The 21,165-nt window shown below is 61.7% G+C and carries 23 protein-coding genes; 10 read left to right on the top strand and 13 right to left on the bottom strand.

What is annotated here, in order from left to right; all coding sequences use genetic code 11:
• Positions 1-10: 10 nt before the first annotated feature.
• The gene (locus tag CKW25_RS20390; RefSeq protein ID WP_095082003.1) at positions 11-1,408 is read right to left on the bottom strand and encodes a NorM family multidrug efflux MATE transporter; all 1,398 of its coding nucleotides are present in this window, start codon (positions 1,406-1,408) and stop codon (positions 11-13) included.
• Positions 1,409-1,566: 158 nt separating this feature from the next.
• On the opposite strand from CKW25_RS20390, the gene CKW25_RS20385 reads away from it, so the two are divergent.
• Positions 1,567-2,487, top strand: a complete 921-nt coding sequence (locus CKW25_RS20385) for a LysR substrate-binding domain-containing protein (protein WP_095081952.1) — start codon at positions 1,567-1,569, stop codon at positions 2,485-2,487.
• A gap of 13 nt (positions 2,488-2,500) precedes the next feature.
• Here the strand turns inward: CKW25_RS20385 and CKW25_RS20380 are convergent, their stop codons facing one another.
• Positions 2,501-3,994 carry a YifB family Mg chelatase-like AAA ATPase gene (locus CKW25_RS20380; protein ID WP_095081950.1) on the bottom strand — a complete coding sequence of 498 codons (1,494 nt, stop codon included), beginning with the start codon at positions 3,992-3,994 and terminating at the stop codon, positions 2,501-2,503.
• A 245-nt stretch (positions 3,995-4,239) separates the two neighbouring features.
• Positions 4,240-4,500 carry an accessory factor UbiK family protein gene (locus CKW25_RS20375; protein ID WP_095081948.1) on the bottom strand — a complete coding sequence of 87 codons (261 nt, stop codon included), beginning with the start codon at positions 4,498-4,500 and terminating at the stop codon, positions 4,240-4,242.
• Positions 4,501-4,915: 415 nt separating this feature from the next.
• Between CKW25_RS20375 and glnK the strand changes: the two genes are divergently transcribed.
• The 4 genes from glnK (at position 4,916) to sutA (ending at position 7,693) form a co-directional block, all read left to right on the top strand.
• On the top strand, positions 4,916-5,254 hold the full coding sequence (gene glnK, locus CKW25_RS20370) for a P-II family nitrogen regulator (RefSeq protein ID WP_002555808.1): 339 nt from the start codon (positions 4,916-4,918) through the stop codon (positions 5,252-5,254).
• A 34-nt stretch (positions 5,255-5,288) separates the two neighbouring features.
• Positions 5,289-6,626 (top strand): ammonium transporter, encoded by a 1,338-nt coding sequence (locus CKW25_RS20365; protein ID WP_095081946.1) that lies wholly within the window; start codon positions 5,289-5,291, stop codon positions 6,624-6,626.
• Positions 6,627-6,838: 212 nt separating this feature from the next.
• Positions 6,839-7,264: a secondary thiamine-phosphate synthase enzyme YjbQ gene (locus CKW25_RS20360; RefSeq protein ID WP_095081944.1), complete on the top strand. Its 426-nt coding sequence runs from the start codon at positions 6,839-6,841 to the stop codon at positions 7,262-7,264.
• Between the two features lie 102 nt (positions 7,265-7,366).
• Positions 7,367-7,693 (top strand): transcriptional regulator SutA, encoded by a 327-nt coding sequence (gene sutA / locus CKW25_RS20355; protein ID WP_095081942.1) that lies wholly within the window; start codon positions 7,367-7,369, stop codon positions 7,691-7,693.
• A 236-nt stretch (positions 7,694-7,929) separates the two neighbouring features.
• Here the strand turns inward: sutA and CKW25_RS20350 are convergent, their stop codons facing one another.
• The 6 genes from CKW25_RS20350 to CKW25_RS20325 are packed head-to-tail and all read right to left on the bottom strand — an operon-like array spanning position 7,930 to position 12,552.
• Entirely contained in the window at positions 7,930-8,634 is a 705-nt protein-coding gene (locus CKW25_RS20350; RefSeq protein ID WP_095081940.1) for an HAD family hydrolase, read from the bottom strand.
• On the bottom strand, positions 8,631-9,530 hold the full coding sequence (gene xerC / locus CKW25_RS20345; protein ID WP_095081938.1) for a tyrosine recombinase XerC: 900 nt from the start codon (positions 9,528-9,530) through the stop codon (positions 8,631-8,633). The genes CKW25_RS20350 and xerC overlap by 4 nt, the downstream gene beginning before the upstream one ends.
• 2 nt (positions 9,531-9,532) lie before the next feature.
• A complete protein-coding gene (locus CKW25_RS20340; RefSeq protein ID WP_095081936.1) occupies positions 9,533-10,252 on the bottom strand; it encodes a DUF484 family protein in 720 nt (239 codons plus the stop codon).
• 13 nt (positions 10,253-10,265) lie between these two features.
• Positions 10,266-11,096: a diaminopimelate epimerase gene (gene dapF / locus CKW25_RS20335; RefSeq protein ID WP_095081934.1), complete on the bottom strand. Its 831-nt coding sequence runs from the start codon at positions 11,094-11,096 to the stop codon at positions 10,266-10,268.
• A 4-nt stretch (positions 11,097-11,100) separates the two neighbouring features.
• Positions 11,101-12,348, bottom strand: a complete 1,248-nt coding sequence (gene lysA / locus CKW25_RS20330; protein WP_095081932.1) for a diaminopimelate decarboxylase — start codon at positions 12,346-12,348, stop codon at positions 11,101-11,103.
• Between the two features lie 9 nt (positions 12,349-12,357).
• A complete protein-coding gene (locus CKW25_RS20325; RefSeq protein ID WP_095081930.1) occupies positions 12,358-12,552 on the bottom strand; it encodes a lipoprotein in 195 nt (64 codons plus the stop codon).
• A gap of 240 nt (positions 12,553-12,792) precedes the next feature.
• Between CKW25_RS20325 and cyaY the strand changes: the two genes are divergently transcribed.
• The 3 genes from cyaY to rnk all read left to right on the top strand — a co-directional run bounded on the left by cyaY (position 12,793) and on the right by rnk (position 13,911).
• On the top strand, positions 12,793-13,125 hold the full coding sequence (gene cyaY, locus CKW25_RS20320) for an iron donor protein CyaY (RefSeq protein WP_095081928.1): 333 nt from the start codon (positions 12,793-12,795) through the stop codon (positions 13,123-13,125).
• Between the two features lie 4 nt (positions 13,126-13,129).
• Positions 13,130-13,348 (top strand): DUF1289 domain-containing protein, encoded by a 219-nt coding sequence (locus CKW25_RS20315; RefSeq protein WP_095081927.1) that lies wholly within the window; start codon positions 13,130-13,132, stop codon positions 13,346-13,348.
• 152 nt (positions 13,349-13,500) lie between these two features.
• The gene (rnk, locus tag CKW25_RS20310; protein ID WP_095081924.1) at positions 13,501-13,911 is read left to right on the top strand and encodes a nucleoside diphosphate kinase regulator; all 411 of its coding nucleotides are present in this window, start codon (positions 13,501-13,503) and stop codon (positions 13,909-13,911) included.
• 7 nt (positions 13,912-13,918) lie between these two features.
• Here rnk and CKW25_RS20305 read toward each other — a convergent pair whose 3' ends face one another.
• The 3 genes from CKW25_RS20305 to CKW25_RS20295 form a co-directional block, all read right to left on the bottom strand.
• On the bottom strand, positions 13,919-16,768 hold the full coding sequence (locus CKW25_RS20305; RefSeq protein WP_095081921.1) for a class I adenylate cyclase: 2,850 nt from the start codon (positions 16,766-16,768) through the stop codon (positions 13,919-13,921).
• A 183-nt stretch (positions 16,769-16,951) separates the two neighbouring features.
• A complete protein-coding gene (locus CKW25_RS20300) occupies positions 16,952-17,197 on the bottom strand; it encodes a TIGR02647 family protein (protein WP_095081919.1) in 246 nt (81 codons plus the stop codon).
• Between the two features lie 179 nt (positions 17,198-17,376).
• A complete protein-coding gene (locus CKW25_RS20295; protein ID WP_095081917.1) occupies positions 17,377-17,676 on the bottom strand; it encodes a hypothetical protein in 300 nt (99 codons plus the stop codon).
• 127 nt (positions 17,677-17,803) lie between these two features.
• Between CKW25_RS20295 and CKW25_RS20290 the strand changes: the two genes are divergently transcribed.
• Positions 17,804-18,463, top strand: coding sequence for a glutathione S-transferase (locus CKW25_RS20290; protein ID WP_095081914.1), 660 nt, complete (start codon positions 17,804-17,806; stop codon positions 18,461-18,463).
• 66 nt (positions 18,464-18,529) lie between these two features.
• On the opposite strand, the gene argH is transcribed toward CKW25_RS20290, so the two are convergent.
• Positions 18,530-19,924, bottom strand: a complete 1,395-nt coding sequence (argH, locus tag CKW25_RS20285; RefSeq protein WP_095081912.1) for an argininosuccinate lyase — start codon at positions 19,922-19,924, stop codon at positions 18,530-18,532.
• 477 nt (positions 19,925-20,401) lie between these two features.
• On the opposite strand from argH, the gene CKW25_RS20280 reads away from it, so the two are divergent.
• On the top strand, positions 20,402-21,148 hold the full coding sequence (locus CKW25_RS20280; protein WP_095081910.1) for a LytTR family DNA-binding domain-containing protein: 747 nt from the start codon (positions 20,402-20,404) through the stop codon (positions 21,146-21,148).
• Positions 21,149-21,165: the final 17 nt, after the last annotated feature.

Genomic DNA, 21,165 nt, shown 5'->3' with positions numbered 1-21,165 from the left:
CACTGAGACCTCAGTCTGTCTGGGCGTTCCGCAAATGCTGCTCTGGCGTTGGCTCCAGGCGAATCATCCGCTTCATTTTCCACTCAAACGCCAGCGTCAGGCTCACCGCCGCACACGCCAGCCCCGAGGCAAGCCCCCACCAGACGCCCGTCGGCCCCCAGTCGAGGTGGAAGGCCATCCACCAGGCTGCGGGTGCGCCGATCAGCCAGTAGCAACCCAGCCCCACCAGGAAGGTGGTCTTGGCGTCTTTCAGGCCGCGTATGCAACCCATGGCGATGGTCTGTACACCATCGAACAGCTCGAACCAGGCCGCGACGGCCAACAGGCTCACCGCGAGGGCAATCACCTCGGCGAACGCCGGGTCGTCATGGTCCAGGAACAGCCCGACCAACTGGTTGGGCAGCAGCCAGAACACCATGGCAAAGCCGAGCATCGCCAACGCACCAAATCCGATCCCGACCCGCCCGGCCAGGCGTGCGTCGAGCAATTGCCCGGCGCCGTAGTGTTGGCCGATGCGCATCGTGATTGCATAAGACATCCCGGCCGGCACCATGAACGCCACCGAGACGATTTGCAGGGCGATCTGATGCGCGCCCAATTGCGTGCTGCCCATGGTGCCCATGCACAACGCGGCGAACGCAAACAACCCGACTTCTACCGCGTAGGTGCCGCCGATAGGCAGGCCCAGCCGCCAGAGCTCTCGCAGATACCGGCGATTGGGGCGTGACAGGCCGTTGCGGAGTGGATAGGCGTCATACGCCGGGTGCCGGCGGATATGCCAGGCCAGGCCCAGCGCCATGCAGTTGGCGACAATGGCCGTGACCAGCCCGATGCCCACCAGGCCCATTTTCGGCAGGCCGAACATACCGGTGATCAGCGCGTAGTTGAGCAGGAAGTTGGCCACGGTGCCGACCACGCTGATGACCATCACTGGCGTGGCCCGGCCGATGGCGCTGGTGAACCCGCGCAGTGCCATGAAGCTCAGGTAGCCGGGCAGGGCGAACGGCAGGAGCAGCAGGAACTGCCCGGCCATGTGTACGTTGCTTTCCGTCTGCCCGAACAGCAGCAACACCGGCTTGAGGTTCCACAGCAGCAAGCCTGCCACCAGTGCCATCAACCACGCCAGCCAGAGTCCGGCCTGGGTCAGCCGTGCAGCGCCCTCGATGTCGCCGGCACCCTGACGGATCGCCACCAGGGTGCCGACCGCGGCGATCACACCGATGCAGAAAATCGACACGAACGAGTAGGTCGCCGCGCCCAGGCCGCCACCGGCCAATGCTTCCGGACTGAGCTTGGCCATCATCAGGGTGTCGGTGAGGACCATCAGCATGTGCGCCAACTGCGAGGCGATCAGCGGCCCCGCCAGCCGCAGGATAGCCCAGAGTTCGGTCCTTGCTGGATGCTGCATGGTCATCACGCTCGTTTCGTCAGAAGATGTGGGAACGGCTGATTCTCGGCGCTCCGAGGTGTTTACACAAAGGGATAAAAACGATCACTGGCATGATTAAAACTCATGCTGGAGAGATTCTGCTAGGGTTGGCCCATTGCGTTGCAGGAGCTCTATCGATGTCTCGTCGTCTTCCACCGCTGTATGCCCTTCGCGCATTCGAAGCCGCCGCGCGACACAGTTCGTTTACCCGCGCCGCCGAAGAGTTGTCGATCACCCAAAGTGCCGTCAGCCGACATATACGCACGCTGGAGGATCACTTTGCCTGCCGGTTGTTTCAACGCAGCGGACGCCATCTGCAATTGACTGAGGCCGCACGGTTGCTGTTGCCGGGGGTGCGCGAAGGTTTTGGTGCATTGGAGCGGGCCTGCAATACCTTGCGCGCCGAAGACGACATCTTGCGCATGAAAGCCCCTTCGACCTTGACCATGCGCTGGCTGCTGGCGCGTCTGAGTCGCTTCCGGCATCTGCAGCCGGGTAATGAGGTGCAGTTGACCAGCGCCTGGATGGATATCGACTCGGTGGACTTCAATCACGAGCCTTTCGACTGTGCCGTATTGCTGAGCAATGGGCATTTTCCACCAGACTGGGAAGCCAGTTATCTGTTTCCGGAGTTGTTGATCCCGGTGGGCGCGCCGAACCTGTTGAACGATCAGCCCTGGGACGTCGAGCGCCTGGCCAGTACCGAATTGCTCCACCCGACCCCGGATCGCCGCGACTGGCGCAGTTGGCTGGAGCGCATGGGCCTGTCCGAGCGGGTGTCGCTCAAGGGCGGGCAGGTGTTCGACACCCTGGAGCTGGGGATGATTGCCGCCGCCCGTGGGTATGGCGTATCGATGGGTGACTTGTTGATGGTGGCCGAGGACGTGGCTCAAGGGCGCTTGAGCCTGCCGTGGCCGACCGCTGTTGCCAGCGGCCTGAATTACTATCTGGTCTGGCCGAAAACCCGTCCGGGAGGCGAGCGTTTGCGTCGTCTGAGTGACTTCCTGCAGGGTGAAGTTCAGGCCATGGAGCTGCCGGACGTCCAGCGCCTGGACTGAGCCGGTGCGCCGTTCACTGGCTCGAAGGTCGATAGTGCAGTGCCTCGGCCAGGTGTTCGCGCTGGATGTGCTCCACCTGTTCAAGGTCCGCCAGGGTGCGCGCGACCTTGAGCAAGCGATGGGCCGCCCTGAGGGACAGGGTCAACCGTTCGCAGGCGCTTTCCAGCCAGTGTTCGTCAGCCTTGGACAATCTGCAGTGCTGGCGCAGGCCGGGTAGATCGAGAAAGGCGTTCGCGCAACCCTGGCGCTTATGCTGGCGCTCCCGGGCGTGGGCGACGCGCTCGGCGGCGCTGGCGGTGTTGTCGCCGGGTTGGATGGCGGGGTTGAGCGCGGTGGCCTCGCGGGCGACGGTCAGGTGCAGGTCGATGCGGTCAAGCAGGGGGCCGGAGAGTTTGTTGCGGTAGCGCTGGACCATGTCCGGCGTGCAGGAACAGCGGCCACTGGGGTCGCCCAGGTAGCCACAGGGGCAGGGGTTCATGGCCGCCACCAACTGGAAGCGGGCGGGGAAACGCACGCGATCCCGGGCCCGCGAGATCACAATCTGGCCGGATTCCAGCGGCTCGCGCAACACCTCCAATACCTTGCGGTCGAACTCCGGCAGCTCATCCAGGAACAGCACGCCGTGATGGGCCAGGGTGATTTCGCCGGGCTGTGGTTTCGAGCCGCCGCCGACCAGCGCCGGGCCGGAAGCCGAGTGATGGGGTTGCCTGAAGGGCCGTTGCGGCCAATGACTCAAGGGCACGCAACTGGCGACCGATTGAATCGCCGCCACTTCCAGTGCTTCGCTCTCCGCCAGGGGGGGCAACAGCCCTGGCAAACGACTCGCCAACAAGGTTTTTCCCGTGCCCGGTGGCCCGCTGAACAACAGGTTATGCGCCCCCGCGGCAGCAATCAGCAACGCCCGCTTGGCCGCAATCTGGCCCTGCACTTCATTCAGGTCGGGATAGGGCTTGCTGGCATGGAGCAAGCCATCGGAGGTATAGGGTTCGACGGGCGTGTGACCATTGAAGTGCGCGACCGCTTCCAGCAGGTGATTCACCGCAATCACCTTCAGTCCGGAGGCCAGGCAAGCCTCCTCGGCATTCGCCCACGGCACCACCAGCGCGCGTCCGGCCTTGCGCGCCGCGAGAGCCGCCGGCAATACCCCGCGAACCGCCCGCACCTCACCGGAAAGTGCCAGCTCTCCCAGGCACTCCACATCATCGAGGGTCAACGTCGGCACTTGCACGCTGGCCGACAGGATTCCCAAGGCTATCGCCAGGTCGAACCGCCCGCCATCCTTCGGCAAATCAGCAGGGGCGAGGTTCAGCGTGATGCGCCGCGCCGGAAACTGCAGCCCTGAATTGATGATCGCACTGCGCACCCGGTCCTTGCTTTCCTTCACCGCCGCTTCGGGCAAGCCGACCATCGTCAGCGACGGCAAGCCATTGGCCAGGTGGACTTCGACGGTAACGGCAGGCGCCTCGACGCCCACTTGGGCGCGACTGTGGACGATAGAGAGGGACATGGTCATTCCTTGAGCGAAAGAAAGCCGCTTCCTGCGGTTGTTCAAGGGTAGTTGCGCGGGGGTGTTTTAGCGCTGCGCGAGGGCGGGCAAACGTTCGCAGAATGTTGCGGGCGGGGGGACATTTGTAGGCGCGAGCGCGCTCGCGATGAACGCAAGAGCGTCGCGTCTATTCAGACAGCACGCGTAATCGTTGACGCCCATCGCGAGCGCTCGAGCATCGAGCGGCTGCTCCTACTGTAAGGGGCTCACTCGGCGGGCGGGTTGAGCTTCGCTTCCAGTTCCGCCACTTTTGCCTCAAGGCTCTCCAGCCGTGCCCGGGTGCGCGCCAGTACAACCATCTGGCTGTCGAATTCTTCCCGGCTCACCAGGTCCAGTTTGCTGAAGCCGCTTTGCAGCAGGGCTTTGAACTGGCTTTCGATTTCGCTTTTCGGCAGCGGGGTTTCGCCGCTGAACAGGCGGGAGGCGTGGCCGCTCAGGGCGTCGAGGAGGTCTTTGGGCGCGAGCATGGTAAGGGTCCTTAAAACTGATGGCTGGCAGTGTATCACGCAGCGTCTATGGTCATTTGTGCGCACCGGGCCGCACGGTTTTCGTGCACATGGCCGCCCGTCGGCGCACTGTTATTGTGCGTATCGATGAGGGGGAATCGGGGCAAGCGTTCACGGTCGCAGGCAAGAGATTGAAATCAGTGACTTTTCAGGAGATGGCAAGCTTTCTGCTAAGACTTGAGTAACCCATGCACTGATGCAGTCGCTGTGACGAATGCAGTGCGGCAGGCGGAGCGGGGAGTTTCGTCAGGAGCGGTTAACTGGCGTCAGTCGGGCAGGTAAGGCCGACGATGCGTTACAAAGCCAGGCACTGCGCTTAGACTTGAGACGGGTTTGTTTTCCTGGGGCAAGTCCACCAATTCGGGAGAGAGTTTTCATGAAGCTAGTCACTGCCATCATCAAGCCGTTCAAACTGGATGACGTACGCGAGTCGTTGTCCGAGATCGGCGTGCAGGGCATTACCGTCACAGAGGTCAAAGGCTTCGGTCGGCAGAAGGGTCACACCGAGCTGTATCGCGGCGCGGAGTACGTGGTCGATTTCCTGCCCAAGGTGAAGATCGATGTCGCCATCGACGACAAGGATCTTGACCGGGTTATCGAGGCGATAACCAAGGCGGCCAACACCGGCAAGATTGGTGACGGCAAGATCTTCGTGGTCAATCTGGAACAGGCTATTCGCATCCGTACCGGCGAAACCGATACCGACGCAATCTAAGCCGCCAAACCCCAACGCCCCAGGAGAAAACAATATGACTCTGCGTAAATTCGCAGGGCTAGGCGCCCTGTTGTCCTTCGTAATGCCCAGCCTGGCCATGGCGGCAGACGAAGTGGCGGCCCCGGTCCTCAACGCCGGCGACACCGCCTGGATGTTGACCGCTACTGCCCTTGTGCTTTTCATGACCATTCCAGGCCTCGCGTTGTTCTACGGCGGCATGGTGCGCTCCAAAAACATTCTTTCCGTGATGATGCAGTGCTTCGCCATTACCGGTCTGATCAGCATCCTGTGGGTCATTTATGGCTACAGCATTGCGTTCGACACCACCGGCATGGAGCAGGGCGTCGTCAATCTCAACTCGTTCGTCGGCGGCATGGGCAAGGCGTTCCTCGCCGGTGTCACGCCAGCGAGCGTGACAGGGCCGACGGCACTGTTCCCTGAGGCGGTGTTCATCACCTTCCAGATGACATTCGCCATCATCACCCCTGCGCTGATCGTCGGTGCCTTTGCCGAGCGGATGAAGTTCTCCGCCATGCTGATCTTCATGGGCGTGTGGTTCACCCTGGTCTACGCACCGATTGCCCACATGGTCTGGTCGGGCAACGGCGGCCTGATGTGGGACTGGGGCGTGCTGGACTTCGCGGGCGGCACCGTGGTGCACATCAACGCCGGTATTGCCGGCCTGGTGGCGTGCCTGGTACTGGGCAAGCGCAAAGGCTTCCCGACCACCCCCATGGCTCCGCACAACCTGGGTTACACCCTGATGGGTGCTGCGATGCTGTGGGTGGGCTGGTTCGGCTTCAACGCCGGCTCCGCCCTGGCGGCCAATGGCACCGCCGGCATGGCGATGCTGGTCACTCAGATCGCGACCGCCGCTGCTGCCCTGGGCTGGATGCTGGCTGAATGGCTGACCCACGGCAAACCCAGCGCCCTGGGTATCGCCTCGGGTGTCGTCGCCGGCCTGGTGGCCATTACTCCAGCCGCGGGCACCGTGGGTCCGATGGGGGCCCTGGTGATCGGTCTGGCGGCGGGTGTGGTGTGCTTCTTCTGCGCCACGACCCTGAAACGCAAACTGGGCTATGACGACTCCCTCGACGCCTTTGGCGTACACGGGATCGGCGGTATCCTCGGCGCCATCCTCACCGGTGTATTCGCGGCCCCTTCGCTGGGTGGCTTCGGCACCGTGACCGACATCGCCGCACAAGTCTGGATTCAGTGCAAAGGCGTGGGCTTCACGGTGATCTACACCGCCATCGCGACCTTCATCATTCTCAAGGTGCTGGATGCGGTCATGGGGCTGCGGATTACCGAAGAGGAAGAAGCGGTTGGCCTCGATCTGGCACAACACAACGAGCGTGGCTACAACTTGTAAGCCAACGCAAAGAAATCGCCCGGCTTGCCGGGCTTTTTTCTGCCTGGCATTTGACCGTGAGGAGCGGGCTGAAAGGTTTTTTCAGGCGTATTTTGTAGCCTTTGCGCCAAACGATTTTGTAGGGTCGATGGCTTACAGCATTGCAGGAATATTAGGCTCTTTGTTTTTTCCCAGAGCGCGCTAGAATGCGCCCCGAACGTGCGGAGAACTGTATGTGGCAACAGACTCTGATTACCCTGCGGGCAAGGCCTCGGGGCTTTCATCTGGTAACGGACGAGTTGCTCGCCGGCCTGCCTGAACTCAAGGCATGTCGGGTGGGTCTGTTGCATTTGTGGCTGCAGCATACCTCGGCGTCGTTGACCATCAACGAGAACGCCGATCCGGCGGTACGCCGCGACTTCGAACGGTTTTTCAACCGGCTGATCCCACAAGGCGCAGCCGGCTATGAGCATAACGACGAAGGCCTGGACGACCTCCCGGCGCACTTCAAGGCCAGTTTGCTAGGCTGTCAGTTGAGTTTGCCGATCACGGCGGGCCGATTGGCGTTAGGTAGTTGGCAAGGTGTTTATCTGGGCGAGCACCGTGATCAAGGCGGTGCTCGCAAAGTCCTCGCCACCGTGCACGGTGAAGGGGCATAAACCGCTGGTTACCAGCGGATGTTGAATTTTTTCTGGCAGTCGTCGACAGACGACGAAGCTGGGCTATAACTAATCTGCTTTTCGCAAGTCATGAGGTAGAACATGAGCGACGATGATCTGGAAAACGACGACCTCGAAGTAGGCGACGAAGACGAGACCGAAGAAGGCCTTGAAGCAGCAGTCGAAGACGTTGCTGACGACGATGGCGGTGACGACACTCCGGTCCCGGCAGCCAAAGGCAAGGCCAAGGCTGCTGTGTCGGTAGACGAACTGCCGAGCGTTGAAGCCAAGAACAAAGAGCGTGATGCCCTGGCGCGCGCGATGGAAGAGTTCCTGGCCAAAGGCGGCAAGGTTCAGGAAGTAGAGGCCAACGTGGTGGCTGATCCACCAAAGAAGCCAGATAACAAGTACGGCAGCCGTCCTATCTAAGGACTTGCCCTGTGCTTGCTGAAAAAGCCCGCCGTCGCTGCGGGCTTTTTCATGGGGGTAAGGAAATAGGGAGTTGATCGCAAGACCGGTGGCGAGGGAGCTTGCTCCCGCTCGGCTGCGTAGCAGTCGCAATCCGGGTATCGCGGGCTACTTGAAAAACGCGTGCGCTGGTTTTAGACCCGCTTCGCGGGCCAGCGGGAGCAAGCTCCCTCGCCACAAAAGCGGTTCTCAGGCAGTCAGGGTGCTGAGTTCCAGCGTGCCAGCAACGCCGGCAATTCGGTCAGGCAACGAATCTCGGCGTCCGGCGCCTGGCTGGCCTCCCAGGGCTTGCCTGCCGGGTTGAACCAGATCGCCCTCAACCCCGCCTGCTGCGCACCGGCAATGTCATCACCCGGGTGGTCGCCGATATGCACGGCGGTTGCAGCGGTTGCACCTCCCCGTTTCAGGGCTTCGTGGAACAGCCGTGCATCGGGCTTGGCGATGCCGATGTCTTCGGCGCACAAGGCAAACTTGAAGTAGTCCGCCAGCCCCAATCGGCGTACGTCGGCGTTGCCGTTGGTGACGACACCCAAGGCATAGTGGTTGGCCAGGATCTCCAGCGTTGGTTGCACCTCGGGAAAGATGTCCAGCTGATGCCGCGCCTGCAGGAACACCTCGAAGCCTTGATCGGCCATCTCAAGCGCTCGCTCGTGGGTGTAGCCGGCTTCTTCCAGGGCGTGGAACAGTACCCGTCGGCGCAGGGCGCTGATGCGATGCTTGAGCTGGGGTTCACTGCTCAGCACGCGCTCGCGAATGGCCCACAAGTGGTCCACCGGCAAGGCGCCCAGGCTGGGGGCATGCTCGGCCAGCCACTGGCGCAGTACGGCTTCCGCACTGACGATGACCGGGGCGGTGTCCCACAGGGTGTCGTCGAGGTCGAAGGTGATCAGTTGGAGGGTCATTGCTCATCGCCTTTGATGCGTTTGGCCCGTGGATGGGCGCTGTCGTAGACCGAGGCCAGGTGCTGGAAGTCCAGGTGGGTGTAGATCTGCGTGGTCTTGATGTCCGAGTGACCGAGCAACTCTTGCACGGCGCGCAGGTCCTGGGAAGATTCCAGCAAATGGCTGGCGAAGGAATGTCGCAGCATATGCGGGTGCAGGTTTTGCCCCAGCTCGCGCTCGCCGGCGGCCTTGACCCGAGCCTGGACCGCCCGCGAGCCAATCCGCCGGCCTTTCTGGCTGACGAACACCGCATCGTCTACCGGGTTGGCCAGTTCGCGCAGCGGCAGCCATAGCGCCAGGGCTTCACGGGCCTTCCTGCCGATGGGCAGTACCCGGGTCTTGCTGCCCTTTCCGAGCACTTGCACCAGTCCATCCGCCAGATCCAGCTGGTCGAGATTGAGCCCGGTCAGCTCCGACAGGCGCAAGCCGGAGGAGTAGAGCAGCTCCAGGATGGCTTGGTCACGGCGGGCCATGAAGTCGTCTTCAACGGCGCCATCGAGCAGTTGCAGGGTGCGGTCGGTGTCGAGGGTTTTCGGCAGTCGGCGTTCACCTTTGGGGGGCGCCAGGCCGTTGGCCGGGTCGTGGTCGCACAGGCCTTCGCGGATCAGGTAGTGGTAGAGGCCGCGTACCGCCGAGAGCAGGCGGGCCAGGCTGCGCGATGACTGGCCTTGCGAGTGCAGGCGCGCGATCAGGTGCCGCAGGCGCTGGATGTCCAGGCTGGCCCAATCGCCGATGCCTTGTTTGTTGCAGTGTGCGAGAACCTTGTTCAGGTCACGGCGATAGGCTTCAAGGGTGTGGGGCGACACCTGGCGCTCACTGCGCAGATGCTCGCAGTAGGCGTCCAGTTGCCGTTCCATGATCAGCGTACCGAGCGCAGGGTGGTGTTGACCCGTGGCAGCACGCGACCCATGACTTCAGCGATGTAGCCGAGGAACAGCGTACCCACCGAGCTCTTGTAGTGCTGCGGATCACGGCTGGCGATGGCCAGCACGCCCTGCAGGCCGCCGAGGGTAACCACGGCGGTAGAGCCGATTTGCTTGCGTTGCTCTTCGCCAAACAGGAAGTCCAGCTCGTGTTCACGCAGGCTGCCACTGACGCTCTTGTCTTCCGAGAGCAGGCCGCCGATGGCTTTCTGGGCCTCGGCCGCGGTCACCGAGCGCCCAACCGGCAACGGCTCTTCGCTGAACAGGATCAGGCTGACAAAGGGTACCTGGAAGTCCTGGCGCAGACTGTCTTCGACGCTGATGACCACGTCATCCAGGCTGCTGGCGTCCATCAGGGCAAGGATCAGGCGGCGGGTCTTGTCGAACAGTCGATCGTTGTCGCGGGCGACATCCATCAATTGCGAGAGGCGGTGGCGCATCTCGATGTTGCGTTCGCGCAGGATCTTCAGCTGCCGCTCGACCAGCGAGACGGTATCGCCGCGCTGGTGCGGAATGCGCAAGACCGAAAGCAGGTCATCGTGTTCGACGAAAAAATCCGGATGAGCCTCCAGGTACGCGGCAATCGCCGCCGCCTCCAGGCTTTCGGAAGGGGATTCGTCGGGCTGTGGGGCTGGAACCTGAGGCTGATCAGTCATGGATTTGGCTCACTCAAAGACGCACTTGTCCTTCATATACGCGTACTGCCGGACCGGTCATCATCACCGGTTGGCCCGGGCCTGCCCACTCAATGGACAAGCGCCCGCCGGGCAGGTCGATCAATAGCGGCGAATCCATCCACCCCTGGCTGATCGCGGCCACTGCTGCCGCACAGGCACCGGTACCGCAGGCCTGGGTTTCCCCGGCACCGCGTTCCCAGACGCGCAATTGCGCCCGGTTGCGGTCGATGACCTGGAGAAAACCGACGTTGACCCGGGCCGGGAAGCGCGGGTGATGTTCGATTTTCGGTCCCAGTTCATGCACCGGCGCGTTGTTGATGTCGTTCACGCGCAATACGGCATGGGGGTTGCCCATGGAAACGGCGGCCAGTTCGACGGTCTGGCCGTCGACCTCGACCTTGTAGCTTGTCGCTTGCGCGTCGGCCTGGAACGGGATCTCGGCCGGCACCAGGCGCGGGGCGCCCATGTTGACGCTGATCTGACCGTCGTTGCGGACATCGAGTTCGATGATGCCGCTCTTGGTCTCGACACGAATCTGCCGTTTGGCCGTCAGGCGCTTGTCCAGCACAAAGCGCGCGAAGCAGCGCGCACCGTTGCCGCATTGCTCGACTTCCGAGCCATCGGAATTGAAGATCCGGTAACGGAAGTCCACGTCCGGGTTGCTCGGCGCCTCGACGATCAGCAGCTGGTCGAAACCGACACCCGTGTGCCGGTCGCCCCATTGCTTGGCGTGCTTGGGCAGGATGTGTGCGTGCTGGCTGACCAGGTCGAGGACCATGAAGTCATTGCCCAGGCCGTGCATCTTGGTAAAACGCAGCAGCATGGGATTACTCCGGCAGCAGGCTTTCGCCAGCAAACAACTCGGCTACCGTCTCGCGGCGACGCACTTCAACTGCCTGGTCGCCATCTACCAGCACTTCGGCGCAACGGCCGCGCGTGTTGTAGTTGGAGCTCATGACAAACCCGTAGGCACCGGCCGAATGCACGGCCAGCAGGTCGCCTTCTTCAAGCGCCAGCTGACGGTCCTTGGCCAGGAAATCGCCGGTTTCGCAGATCGGGCCGACGATGTCGTAGGCGCGGGCTGCGGTCTCGCGAGGGCGCACGGCGCTGACGTCCATCCAGGCCTGGTACAGGGCCGGGCGGATCAGGTCGTTCATGGCCGCGTCGACAATGGCGAAATCTTTGTGTTCGGTGTGCTTGAGGTACTCGACCTGGGTCAGCAGTACGCCGGCGTTGGCGACAATGAAGCGGCCCGGCTCGAACACCAGCGCCAGGTCACGACCGTCGAGACGCTCGCGTACGGCCTTGATGTAGTCGGCAGCCAATGGCGGCTCTTCGTCGCGATAACGCACGCCCAGGCCGCCGCCGAGGTCGATGTGGCGCAGGTAGATGCCGCAATCGCTCAGGCGATCGATCAGCGCCAGCAGGCGGTCGAGGGCATCAATGAATGGCGGCAGGGTGGTCAGTTGCGAGCCGATGTGGCAATCGACACCGATCACTTCCAGGTTCGGCAATTGCGCGGCGCGTACGTAGACGTCTTCGGCATCGGCGATGGCGATGCCGAACTTGTTCTCTTTCAAGCCGGTGGAAATGTACGGGTGGGTGCCAGCATCGACGTCCGGGTTCACGCGCAGCGAAACCGGTGCGCGAACACCCAGCTCGGCGGCCACTACTTGCAGGCGCTCCAGTTCGTCGGTGGATTCGACGTTGAAGCAGTGCACGCCGACTTCCAGGGCGCGACGCATGTCGTCGCGGGTCTTGCCGACGCCGGAGAATACAATCTTGTCCGCCGAACCGCCTGCGGCCAGCACGCGCTCCAGCTCGCCACGGGAGACGATGTCGAAACCGGCGCCCAGGCGCGCCAGGACATTCAGTACACCCAGGTTGGAGTTGGCCTTGACCGCGAAGCAGACCAGGTGCTGCGTGCCCGCCAGCGCATCGGCGTAGGCCAGGTACTGGGCTTCGATGTGCGCGCGGGAGTAAACGTAGGTAGGCGTGCCAAAGCGCTCGGCAATGGCGGACAAGGCAACACCTTCCGCGAACAGCTCCCCGTCACGGTAGTTAAAAGCGTCCATGATGTTCCCTTAGTAGGTGCTGGTGCTGGTGCTGTTCGTGGTGTCGTGCTGGTGCGCTTTGGACTGCGACGACTTCGCCTGCTCTTCAGGGGACTGGCTGTCATCGGGCAGATACAGCGGACCTTTTTGACCACAGGCCGATAATAAGCAGGTAAAAGCGACGAGCGAAGCGAGCGCAGCAAGGGAAGAGATCAGGCGCTTCATGGCGAAATCCTTGAAAATGCGTTAATTGCGCCGGAGTATACCGGCCACCCGGCAGCTTGCCTATGCGACGGGCCACCCGTCCGGCGGGGCTTTGCCAGAGGCGTCTAATCTATTGGCAGGTGGTGCCCGGGTTTTCCCCTCATTGCGTTCGGCGCTTGGTCGGTATCCTTTGCAATCACCCGGGCGCGCCCGTATCTTGCGGCGCTTGAGCGTAAGTAGACACTTTTTGAGGTTGCCGCAATGAGTTTGACTGAAGCCCGTTTCCACGATCTGGTCGATGCTACCCAGCAGACGCTGGAGGATGTTTTCGACGAGAGTGGCCTGGATGTAGATCTGGAAAGCTCGGCCGGTGTACTCACCGTCAAGTTCGAAGGCGGCAGCCAGTTGATTTTCAGTCGTCAGGAACCCTTGCGTCAGCTGTGGCTGGCGGCAGTCTCCGGTGGCTTCCACTTCGACTACGACGAAGAAAGCGAGCGCTGGATGTGCGACAAGTCTGAAGAGCAGTTGGGTGAAATGCTTGAGCGCATCGTCTGGGAGCAAGCTGGCACCAAGCTCGATTTCGAAGGCCTGTGATTCCGTGACCCAGCCCGTCCCCGTTCGCCCACCCAAGCCGCTGTACAGCAATGTCAGCGGGGCGGTGCCGTCGCCGTGCTCCGGCGTTTGCCGGCTGGATGAGCACAAGGTTTGCCTGGGCTGCTTTCGTCATGTCGAAGATATTCGCGAGTGGCGTTCGGCCGACGACGAGCGCCGCCGGGTGATCTGTGACCAGGCGGCCGAGCGAAAGTCTTCAGTCTGACCAGGCACTGTGGCCTGGAGTCCATGGCTTGTATATTTTTTGAGCTGTGATAGTGTCCGGTTACGCCTCAACCCATCGAGGCGCGTGAAAACCCCGTCTATTTTTGGCGGGGTTTTGCTTTTTTGTGCAGAAGAAAGGAGTCTGCCTGAATCATGACCGCACCTTCCATCATCCTTACCCGCCTTGACGTGCAACGTCTGGAGCGGTTGATCGAGACCCTGGACGATTCGTTGCCGGGCGTTATCGCGCTGCAAACCGAACTGGATCGCGCCGACACCCTGGTCGGTCACGATGAAGTGCCTGCCGATGTCGTGACCATGAACTCGCGCGTTCATTGCCGTGAAGAAAGCAGTGGCAAGGACTATCACCTGACCCTGGTTTATCCCAAGGATGCCAATGCCGACGAAGGCCGGATTTCCATTCTTGCACCGGTCGGCAGCGCCCTGCTGGGTCTGCGGGTGGGGCAGCACATCGACTGGCCGGCACCGGGTGGCAAGACCCTGAAGTTGACCCTGCTGGAAGTCGAGTCGCAGCCTGCCAATGGCGGTGATTTCCCGGTCTGACGTTTTCTCAGGCCTGTCCGAGCGCCTTGTTCAAAGCGCGCTCCAGGTCTGCCTTGTAGCGCAGGTAAAGATTGCTTGAGCCCTGGCCATCGCCGAGTACACCCGACAGGTCCAGGTCGGTGATGTAGCAGCGGTAGCGTTGGGTCTCTCGGCGTTGCCCGACAATCTCCTGCGCCACCACGGCATAGAGCTGGTCGCCGTGTTCCAGTTCGCTGAACTCCCGCTGATTGCAATAGAGAGTGACCTGCACCTTCCCGGGAGCGGCTTTGCCGATGATCGCCTGGACATCATAGAAGGCTTTGTCCACCGGTGTCCGGGGCGCTGGCCGTGGTTCGACCCGGCGTGCCCGTCCGCTGCCTGATGGCAGCAGTTGGCAGTACACCACCTCCAGTGGGGCCACCGGTTGTGCGGTGTCCATGGGCAGTAATGCCTCGCGGCGATACAGGATCGACTGCAGGAAGCGTTGCAGTGGCACCAACAGGCTCTGCTCATCGTGATAGGGCTGGCGCTGTTGCCACAGGGCGTTGAACTCATCCAGCACGTAGAGCTCGGCACCGGTGTCCAGGGTGCGGTAGAACACCTGAATGCAGCCGGGCTGGCCCATGGGCAGGATCAGCGCCAGGTCCTGGTCTTCCAGCGCCATCGGGTCAAGGTGCAACGGACTGTAGTCGGTCCGCTCCTTGCCCAGGTAATCCAGCAGCGCCGACAGGTTGTTCAGCGCCACGTGGCGGACCTGGCCGGGCACCAGTTCCAGCACGTGGTAATGCTGCTGGACCTGGATCAGGTAGCGATGATTGAGGTGGCTGAGTAACAGATTCTGCGCAGTATCGAGGATGTCCTCCACGCGCCGGGCGATGAACTGCGCGCGGTTGTGACAGAAGCAATGCACCCGCAGCTGTGGCTGCCGAGGGCCCTTGGGCAGGGCGTTGAGGTAGTCGCGCAGGCAGTCGAGCAGGGCGTGAGCACCGTCGTAGCGGTTGACCAACACTTCGTTCCAGCTGTTGAGCGTGACCTGGTCGAGGGTCAGTACCAGGTTTTCGCGCACGCCCGCATAGCTCAGCGAGTCGGTGCGTTCAGTGGTCATCAGAATGTTCAGGTCGCGGTGATGCTTGAGCGGATCGATGCCCACATTCACCAGGATCAGCACTTCACTCGGCACGCTGGCGCGCAGCAGTTGCTCCTCGCTGACGTCGGTCAACGGCAGGGCGATAGTCTGCTGCACGCTGCCCAGCAGATTGAATAGCTCGAATTCGCTCAGGTCGCTGCTGCCGGGGTGCAACGCCAGGCGGGTGCTGCTGTCGATCACACCATTGCGGTGGCACCAGGTCAGCAATTCCAGCAGTTCGCGACAGCGTTTGATCGGCGCGAAATGCTCCCACTCCAGATTGCCCAGGTTGCCGTTGTACAGGCCCCAATGGGTCTGTCCGGGCTCTTTTTTGTTCGCCGACTGGACCAGTGTCAGGGTGTCTTCGGCAAGGTCCGGGGCGATGCCCGGGTTGATGAACTCGATCTTGTCGGCCTTGCGTTCGAAGGCGGCATACAGCCTGCGGCCCAGCACATTGAGGTCGCGTTTGTTGATCAGGCTGACACTCTGTTCGGTGCGGGCGAACTGGGTCAGGAAGCGGTAGCTGTAGTTGAGTTCGTTCACCAGCGCGCGGCGCTCGGCGGCGACCTGGCGGACCTTCCATTGGCTGCGACTGTCGAGCATCGCCAGCTGTCGGCGGTCCCAGCCCCATTCGTGGGCCAGTTTCTCCAGCAACAGGCGCTGCCAGCTGCTGTTGCGTTGGCCATTGTTGCCGGTGAGCTTGCGGTTGACCTTGAGGTACAGGGCGCGCCGGACCAGCTCAAGGCGCTCCGGCTCGCCGCGGGACGCGAGGTATTCCTCGATACGGCGATAGACCACGATGTAGGGGTCCAGCTCATCCAGGTCCAGGCGATTGGCGAACACCGCCTGCTTGAAACGCAGGCTCAGGCATTCGACGTGCGGGTGTTCGCTGGCGTAGACCTCGGTCAGCAGCAATTTGAGTACTGACTTGTAGGGCGACTCGATGCCTTTGAACAACTGCCAGAGGCCGGCACCGATGAACTCGCCGGGCGGAATATGCGCCAGGTGGCCAAGGTCGAGGACTTCATCGGCACGGATAAAACGCTTGGACAGCAGGGTATGGGTGTACAGGTCGTAACCGGCTTCTTCGTACACCGGCACCAGCCACCAGATGGGTGTGCGCCCGGCCAGCCAGATCGCGGTGCGGTAGAACTCATCCAGCAACAGATAATGCTGGGTGGTGCCACAGTCTTCGGAGCTGAGCGGCTTGTCCCGTTCGCCGCGTATGAAACGCTGCGGGTCGATCAGAAAGCAATGCGCTTCGGCGCCTTGGCTGGCGGCCCAGGCTTCCAGTAATTGGCACTTTTTACCCAGCTCCGCGAGTTCGCTTTCGCTCAGGTCCGGGGCGTGGCAGACCCACAGGTCCATGTCGCTCTGGTCCGCCTGGGCCAGTGTGCCGAGGCTGCCCATCAGGAACAGGCCGTGAATGGGGCGTGGCGGGTTGCCGTGACGGGCCTTGTAGGAGAAGGAGCGCGTCAGGCGTTGAGCTTCGGCGAGGGCTGGAGCGTCGGGTTCGTAATTCGACAAGCCCGCGGGCGTGCTGCCAGAAACATAGCCGGGCAACAGGGGATGATTGACGTGGAAAAACAGCGGCAACAGCGTCAGCACCGTTTGCTGGCGTGGCGACAGCCCTTCCATGGCGCGGGCCAGGCGGCCGTCATTGAGTTTCAGAAAGCGCGCGCGTAATTGACTGAGAACCTTGCGGTCGATTCCCTCGTCCAGATCGGGGCGAATTTCATGGGTGCGGGTCATGTCAGCTCAAACCGGCTCGCAGTCAACGAATGTGGGAAAGTCTCAGGTCGAGGGCCAGTTTACAGCCTCGCGCCCATGACTTTTAAGCTGATTGTTGGTTTCTGGCGTCAAATTACTATCGACGGGCGACAGCTTGCCCGCGGAAATCCCGTAGAGGGGTTCCCGTGGGCGATACAGAGGGGGTTATGCGGTTTCTTCGACGGACAGGATGGTCAGCAGACTCTGCGCGTGCTGCGCGGCATCACGACCCAGGCTGGTCAGGTAACCGCCATCGGGTTGGTCGATCAGTTCTTTTTCGAACAGTCGTTGTGCGGCGGCAATGGCTTTCGGGGCTGCGGTCTGATGAATTTTCAAACCTTCCTGGGAACTGTCCAGGTTGAAGAGCGCAAGGATTTCCAGTTCGGCAACCAACTCAGGGGTAAGCGACATAGGGACTCCAGACTTTCTAGGAATTGGGACGATAGCGTCACCTAAGGTGAACGCACTCGGCCGGCATGTCCAGTGCTCGCAACAGGCTTTTTAGTCCCGGGCAGGGTTGGCGATGTAAAACCCTGTGGGGAGGGGAGAGAGCCCCCTTCCCGTTGCAACTCGCCCGTAAAAGGGGCTGTTTACTTCTTTTCCGGCGGCAACTCGGGCAGGGCGCGCAGTGCGGCTTCATACCATTGTGTGTCGAACGCGCGGTCTTCTTCGAGGATTGCGTCGATTTCAACGGCCAGTACGTGGGCCATCAGGTTGAGGATTTCTTCGCGCTCGTAACCCACCAGGGTCAACTTGTTGAAGGTCGCCTTGGCCGCTGGCGGGTTGTCGCTCTCGATCTGGTTTTCGATCGCTTCGATCAGAGTGGTTTCGGCGAACGCCTCTTCGTCGTTGTCGTCGTTTTCGTGGGTGCCGGGTGTTGGCTCGCTCATGACAGGCTCCTGTAGGAAAGGTGGTCAGTTTACCTGCATTCAACGCCGTGATGCTGCTGGCGAGAGTGGCCCGGACGTTCTATAACAAACGCTCGCCAACCCCCCTGAGCGGCCTGGAGGCTTCGTGATGCTCAAGCTTTATGGATTTGCAGTCAGCAACTACTACAACATGGTCAAACACGCACTGATGGAGAAGGGGGTGCCTTTCGAGGAGGTGCCGTTTTACGCCGGCCAAAGCCCCGAGGCACTGGCCATCAGTCCTCGCGGCAAGGTCCCGGTGCTGGGTGCCGAGCAAGGTTTTGTCAACGAAACCGGCGTGATCCTGCAATACATCGAAGACACCCAGACAGGCACGCCACTGCTGCCCAGGACGCCGTTCGAGCGCGCTCAGGTGCTGGCACTGGCCAAGGAAATCGAGCTGTACATCGAACTGCCGGCGCGGACCTGTTTTGCTGAAGCGTTTTTCGGCATGACGGTACCGGAGGCGATCAAGGAGAAGGCCAGGGCCGAGCTGTTGCTGGGGTTTGCGTCCCTGGGGCGTCACGGCAAGTTTGCACCGTACGTGGCGGGCGACAGTCTGAGCGTGGCGGACCTGTACTTCCAGTACAGCGTCAGCCTGGCGTGCGCGGTCGGCGAGAAGCTCTTCGATCTGGATCTGTTGGCGGAGCTGCCGGCGGCCAGGGCCTTGCTGGAACGGTTGGAGCAGACGCCCATAGCCAGGCGTATTGCGGCTGACAAGGATGAGGCAATGCCGGCGTTTCTGGCGATGATTGCGTCCAGGCGGTAGGTATGTAGCGTTTCTCATCCCTGCATTCGCGGGCAACTGGCTGTTGCCCGCGATGCATTCAACGGTTTAGCGGGAGGCTAACAGCGCCTGGCCGCGAATCACCGCCGCCTTGACCTGGGCCGGTGCGGTGCCGCCGATGTGGTTGCGGGCATTGACCGAACCTTCCAGCGTCAGCACGGCAAACACGTCCTGCTCGATCTGGTCGCTGAACTGACGCAGCTCTTGCAGGCTCATCTCCGCCAGGTCCTTGGCGCTTTCCACGCCGTACTTCACCGCGTGGCCGACGATTTCGTGGCAGTCGCGGAACGGCAGGCCACGGCGAACCAGGTAGTCCGCCAGGTCAGTGGCGGTGGAGAAGCCGCGCAGGGCCGCTTCGCGCATGATGGCGTGCTTTGGCTTGATGGCCGGGATCATGTCGGCAAAGGCCCGCAGCGAGTCGCGCAAGGTGTCGGCGGCGTCGAACAGCGGTTCCTTGTCTTCCTGGTTGTCCTTGTTGTAGGCCAGCGGCTGGCCTTTCATCAGGGTCAGCAGGCCCATCAGCGCGCCGAAGACCCGGCCGCTTTTGCCGCGAACCAGTTCCGGAACGTCAGGGTTTTTCTTTTGCGGCATGATCGAGCTGCCGGTGCAGAAACGGTCAGGCAAATCGATGAACTGGAACTGCGCACTGGTCCACAGCACCAGCTCTTCGGAGAAGCGCGACAGGTGCATCATCGCGATGCTGGCGGCCGAGCAGAATTCAATGGCGAAATCACGATCCGACACGTTGTCCAGCGAGTTGCCGCCTACGGCGTCGAAGCCCAGCAGTTGCGCGGTCAGCTCGCGATCGATCGGGTAGGTGGTGCCGGCCAGCGCGGCGCTGCCCAATGGCATGCGGTTGGTACGCTTGCGGCAGTCGACCAGGCGCTCGTAGTCGCGGCTGAGCATTTCGAACCAGGCCAGCATGTGATGACCGAAGGTCACCGGCTGTGCGGTTTGCAGGTGGGTGAAGCCCGGCATGATGGTATCGGATTCGCGCTCTGCCTGTTCCAGCAGGCCTTTTTGCAGGCGAGTGATTTCACCCAGGATCAGGTCGATCTCGTCGCGCAGCCACAGGCGGATATCGGTGGCCACCTGGTCGTTACGGCTACGACCGGTGTGCAGCTTCTTGCCGGTAACGCCAATGCGGTCGGTCAGGCGCGCTTCGATGTTCATGTGCACGTCTTCAAGGTCGATGCGCCAGTCGAAGGTACCGGCCTCGATCTCGCCCTGAATGACGGTCAGGCCATCGATGATGCTGTCGCGCTCGGCATCGGTCAGCACGCCGACCTTGGCCAGCATGGTGGCGTGGGCAACGGAGCCCATGATGTCGTGGCGATACAGGCGCTGGTCGAAAGTGACGGAGGCGGTGAAGCGGGCGACGAAGGCGTCGACGGGTTCACTGAAGCGGCCGCCCCAGGACTGATTGGTCTTGTCAGTGCTCATGAATTCGCTCGTGATCGGCTGAAGGAAGATGGCGTAAAAACCTGCCGTGGATAATAACAGGGTTGCCAATCGAGTCGGTGTCGCTGGTCGATACGTTTTTGCTGTTTACAAGGCCATACTCCAGGGCTGTCCCTGCGTTTACGCAACGATATTTGTCAAATGAGCACTTTTGGCGCAGCGAGCGTCTACAGTTGGACGTTAGGGGCTGCGCAAATGTCCAATCAAGGCGTGATGCGGTCAGCCTCGACGCCGACTACAAAAGAGCGGAGTGTTCATATTGGATATCAGCTTTGCTTACGGTGACGCCTCGCCAGGCCAGTCTTCGCAGGCAGCGATGCCGGTACCGATAAATATTGCAGTCCGACGTGCGGCACTTTTTCGCCCTCGCGCTAGTCTTAGCGTGGATCGCGGTGACGGACGTCACTTCACCTGTCTACGCTATCCTTGTGCGAGACTCACGCAGGAAGCCAGTGCAATATGAATGTCCTGATCGTTGATGACGAACCCCTAGCCCGCGAGCGCCTGAGCCGTATGGTCGGCGAGCTTGAGGGATACAATGTCCTGGAGCCCAGCGCCACCAATGGCGATGAGGCGTTGACCCTGATCGACAGCCTGAAACCCGATATCGTGCTGCTCGATATCCGCATGCCCGGCCTGGATGGTTTACAGGTCGCCGCCCGGTTGTGTGAGCGTGAAACCCCGCCCGCCGTGGTGTTTTGTGCGGCTCAGGATGAGTTTGCCATAGAGGCCTTGCAGGCCAGTTCCGTGGGTTATCTGGTCAAGCCGGTACGCGCCGAACTGCTGCACGAAGCCTTGAAAAAGGCCGAACGCCCCAATCGTGTACAGCTCGCTGCCCTGACCCGGCCGGCGGCCGAAAGCGGCAGCGGTCCACGCAGCCATATCAGCGCCCGCACCCGCAAAGGCATTGAACTGATTCCATTGGCCCAGGTGGTCTACTTCATTGCCGACCACAAATACGTGACTTTGCGCCACGAAGGTGGCGAAGTCCTGCTGGATGAGCCGTTGAAAGCCCTCGAGGACGAATTCGGTGACCGCTTCGTGCGGATCCATCGCAATGCATTGGTGGCTCGCGAGCGCATCGAGCGCCTGCAGCGCACGCCGCTTGGGCACTTCCAGCTGTTTCTCAAAGGCCTGAACGGAGATGCACTGATTGTCAGCAGACGCCACGTCGCGGGTGTGCGCAAGATGATGCAACAGCTCTAGTTGGCTGTTCGCACACC

It is taken from the genome of Pseudomonas sp. Irchel s3h17 (assembly GCF_900187505.1).
Taxonomy (GTDB): Bacteria; Pseudomonadota; Gammaproteobacteria; order Pseudomonadales; family Pseudomonadaceae; genus Aquipseudomonas.
This window is presented reverse-complemented; position numbering and strand designations above follow the sequence as displayed.

Coding starts and splice junctions, on each gene's coding strand:
- CKW25_RS20390 (WP_095082003.1), bottom strand. CDS start 1,408: ATGCAGCATCCAGCAAGGACCGAACTCTGGGCTATCCTGCGGCTGGCG.
- CKW25_RS20385 (WP_095081952.1), top strand. CDS start 1,567: ATGTCTCGTCGTCTTCCACCGCTGTATGCCCTTCGCGCATTCGAAGCC.
- CKW25_RS20380 (WP_095081950.1), bottom strand. CDS start 3,994: ATGTCCCTCTCTATCGTCCACAGTCGCGCCCAAGTGGGCGTCGAGGCG.
- CKW25_RS20375 (WP_095081948.1), bottom strand. CDS start 4,500: ATGCTCGCGCCCAAAGACCTCCTCGACGCCCTGAGCGGCCACGCCTCC.
- glnK (WP_002555808.1), top strand. CDS start 4,916: ATGAAGCTAGTCACTGCCATCATCAAGCCGTTCAAACTGGATGACGTA.
- CKW25_RS20365 (WP_095081946.1), top strand. CDS start 5,289: ATGACTCTGCGTAAATTCGCAGGGCTAGGCGCCCTGTTGTCCTTCGTA.
- CKW25_RS20360 (WP_095081944.1), top strand. CDS start 6,839: ATGTGGCAACAGACTCTGATTACCCTGCGGGCAAGGCCTCGGGGCTTT.
- sutA (WP_095081942.1), top strand. CDS start 7,367: ATGAGCGACGATGATCTGGAAAACGACGACCTCGAAGTAGGCGACGAA.
- CKW25_RS20350 (WP_095081940.1), bottom strand. CDS start 8,634: ATGACCCTCCAACTGATCACCTTCGACCTCGACGACACCCTGTGGGAC.
- xerC (WP_095081938.1), bottom strand. CDS start 9,530: ATGGAACGGCAACTGGACGCCTACTGCGAGCATCTGCGCAGTGAGCGC.
- CKW25_RS20340 (WP_095081936.1), bottom strand. CDS start 10,252: ATGACTGATCAGCCTCAGGTTCCAGCCCCACAGCCCGACGAATCCCCT.
- dapF (WP_095081934.1), bottom strand. CDS start 11,096: ATGCTGCTGCGTTTTACCAAGATGCACGGCCTGGGCAATGACTTCATG.
- lysA (WP_095081932.1), bottom strand. CDS start 12,348: ATGGACGCTTTTAACTACCGTGACGGGGAGCTGTTCGCGGAAGGTGTT.
- CKW25_RS20325 (WP_095081930.1), bottom strand. CDS start 12,552: ATGAAGCGCCTGATCTCTTCCCTTGCTGCGCTCGCTTCGCTCGTCGCT.
- cyaY (WP_095081928.1), top strand. CDS start 12,793: ATGAGTTTGACTGAAGCCCGTTTCCACGATCTGGTCGATGCTACCCAG.
- rnk (WP_095081924.1), top strand. CDS start 13,501: ATGACCGCACCTTCCATCATCCTTACCCGCCTTGACGTGCAACGTCTG.
- CKW25_RS20305 (WP_095081921.1), bottom strand. CDS start 16,768: ATGACCCGCACCCATGAAATTCGCCCCGATCTGGACGAGGGAATCGAC.
- CKW25_RS20300 (WP_095081919.1), bottom strand. CDS start 17,197: ATGTCGCTTACCCCTGAGTTGGTTGCCGAACTGGAAATCCTTGCGCTC.
- CKW25_RS20295 (WP_095081917.1), bottom strand. CDS start 17,676: ATGAGCGAGCCAACACCCGGCACCCACGAAAACGACGACAACGACGAA.
- CKW25_RS20290 (WP_095081914.1), top strand. CDS start 17,804: ATGCTCAAGCTTTATGGATTTGCAGTCAGCAACTACTACAACATGGTC.
- argH (WP_095081912.1), bottom strand. CDS start 19,924: ATGAGCACTGACAAGACCAATCAGTCCTGGGGCGGCCGCTTCAGTGAA.
- CKW25_RS20280 (WP_095081910.1), top strand. CDS start 20,402: ATGAATGTCCTGATCGTTGATGACGAACCCCTAGCCCGCGAGCGCCTG.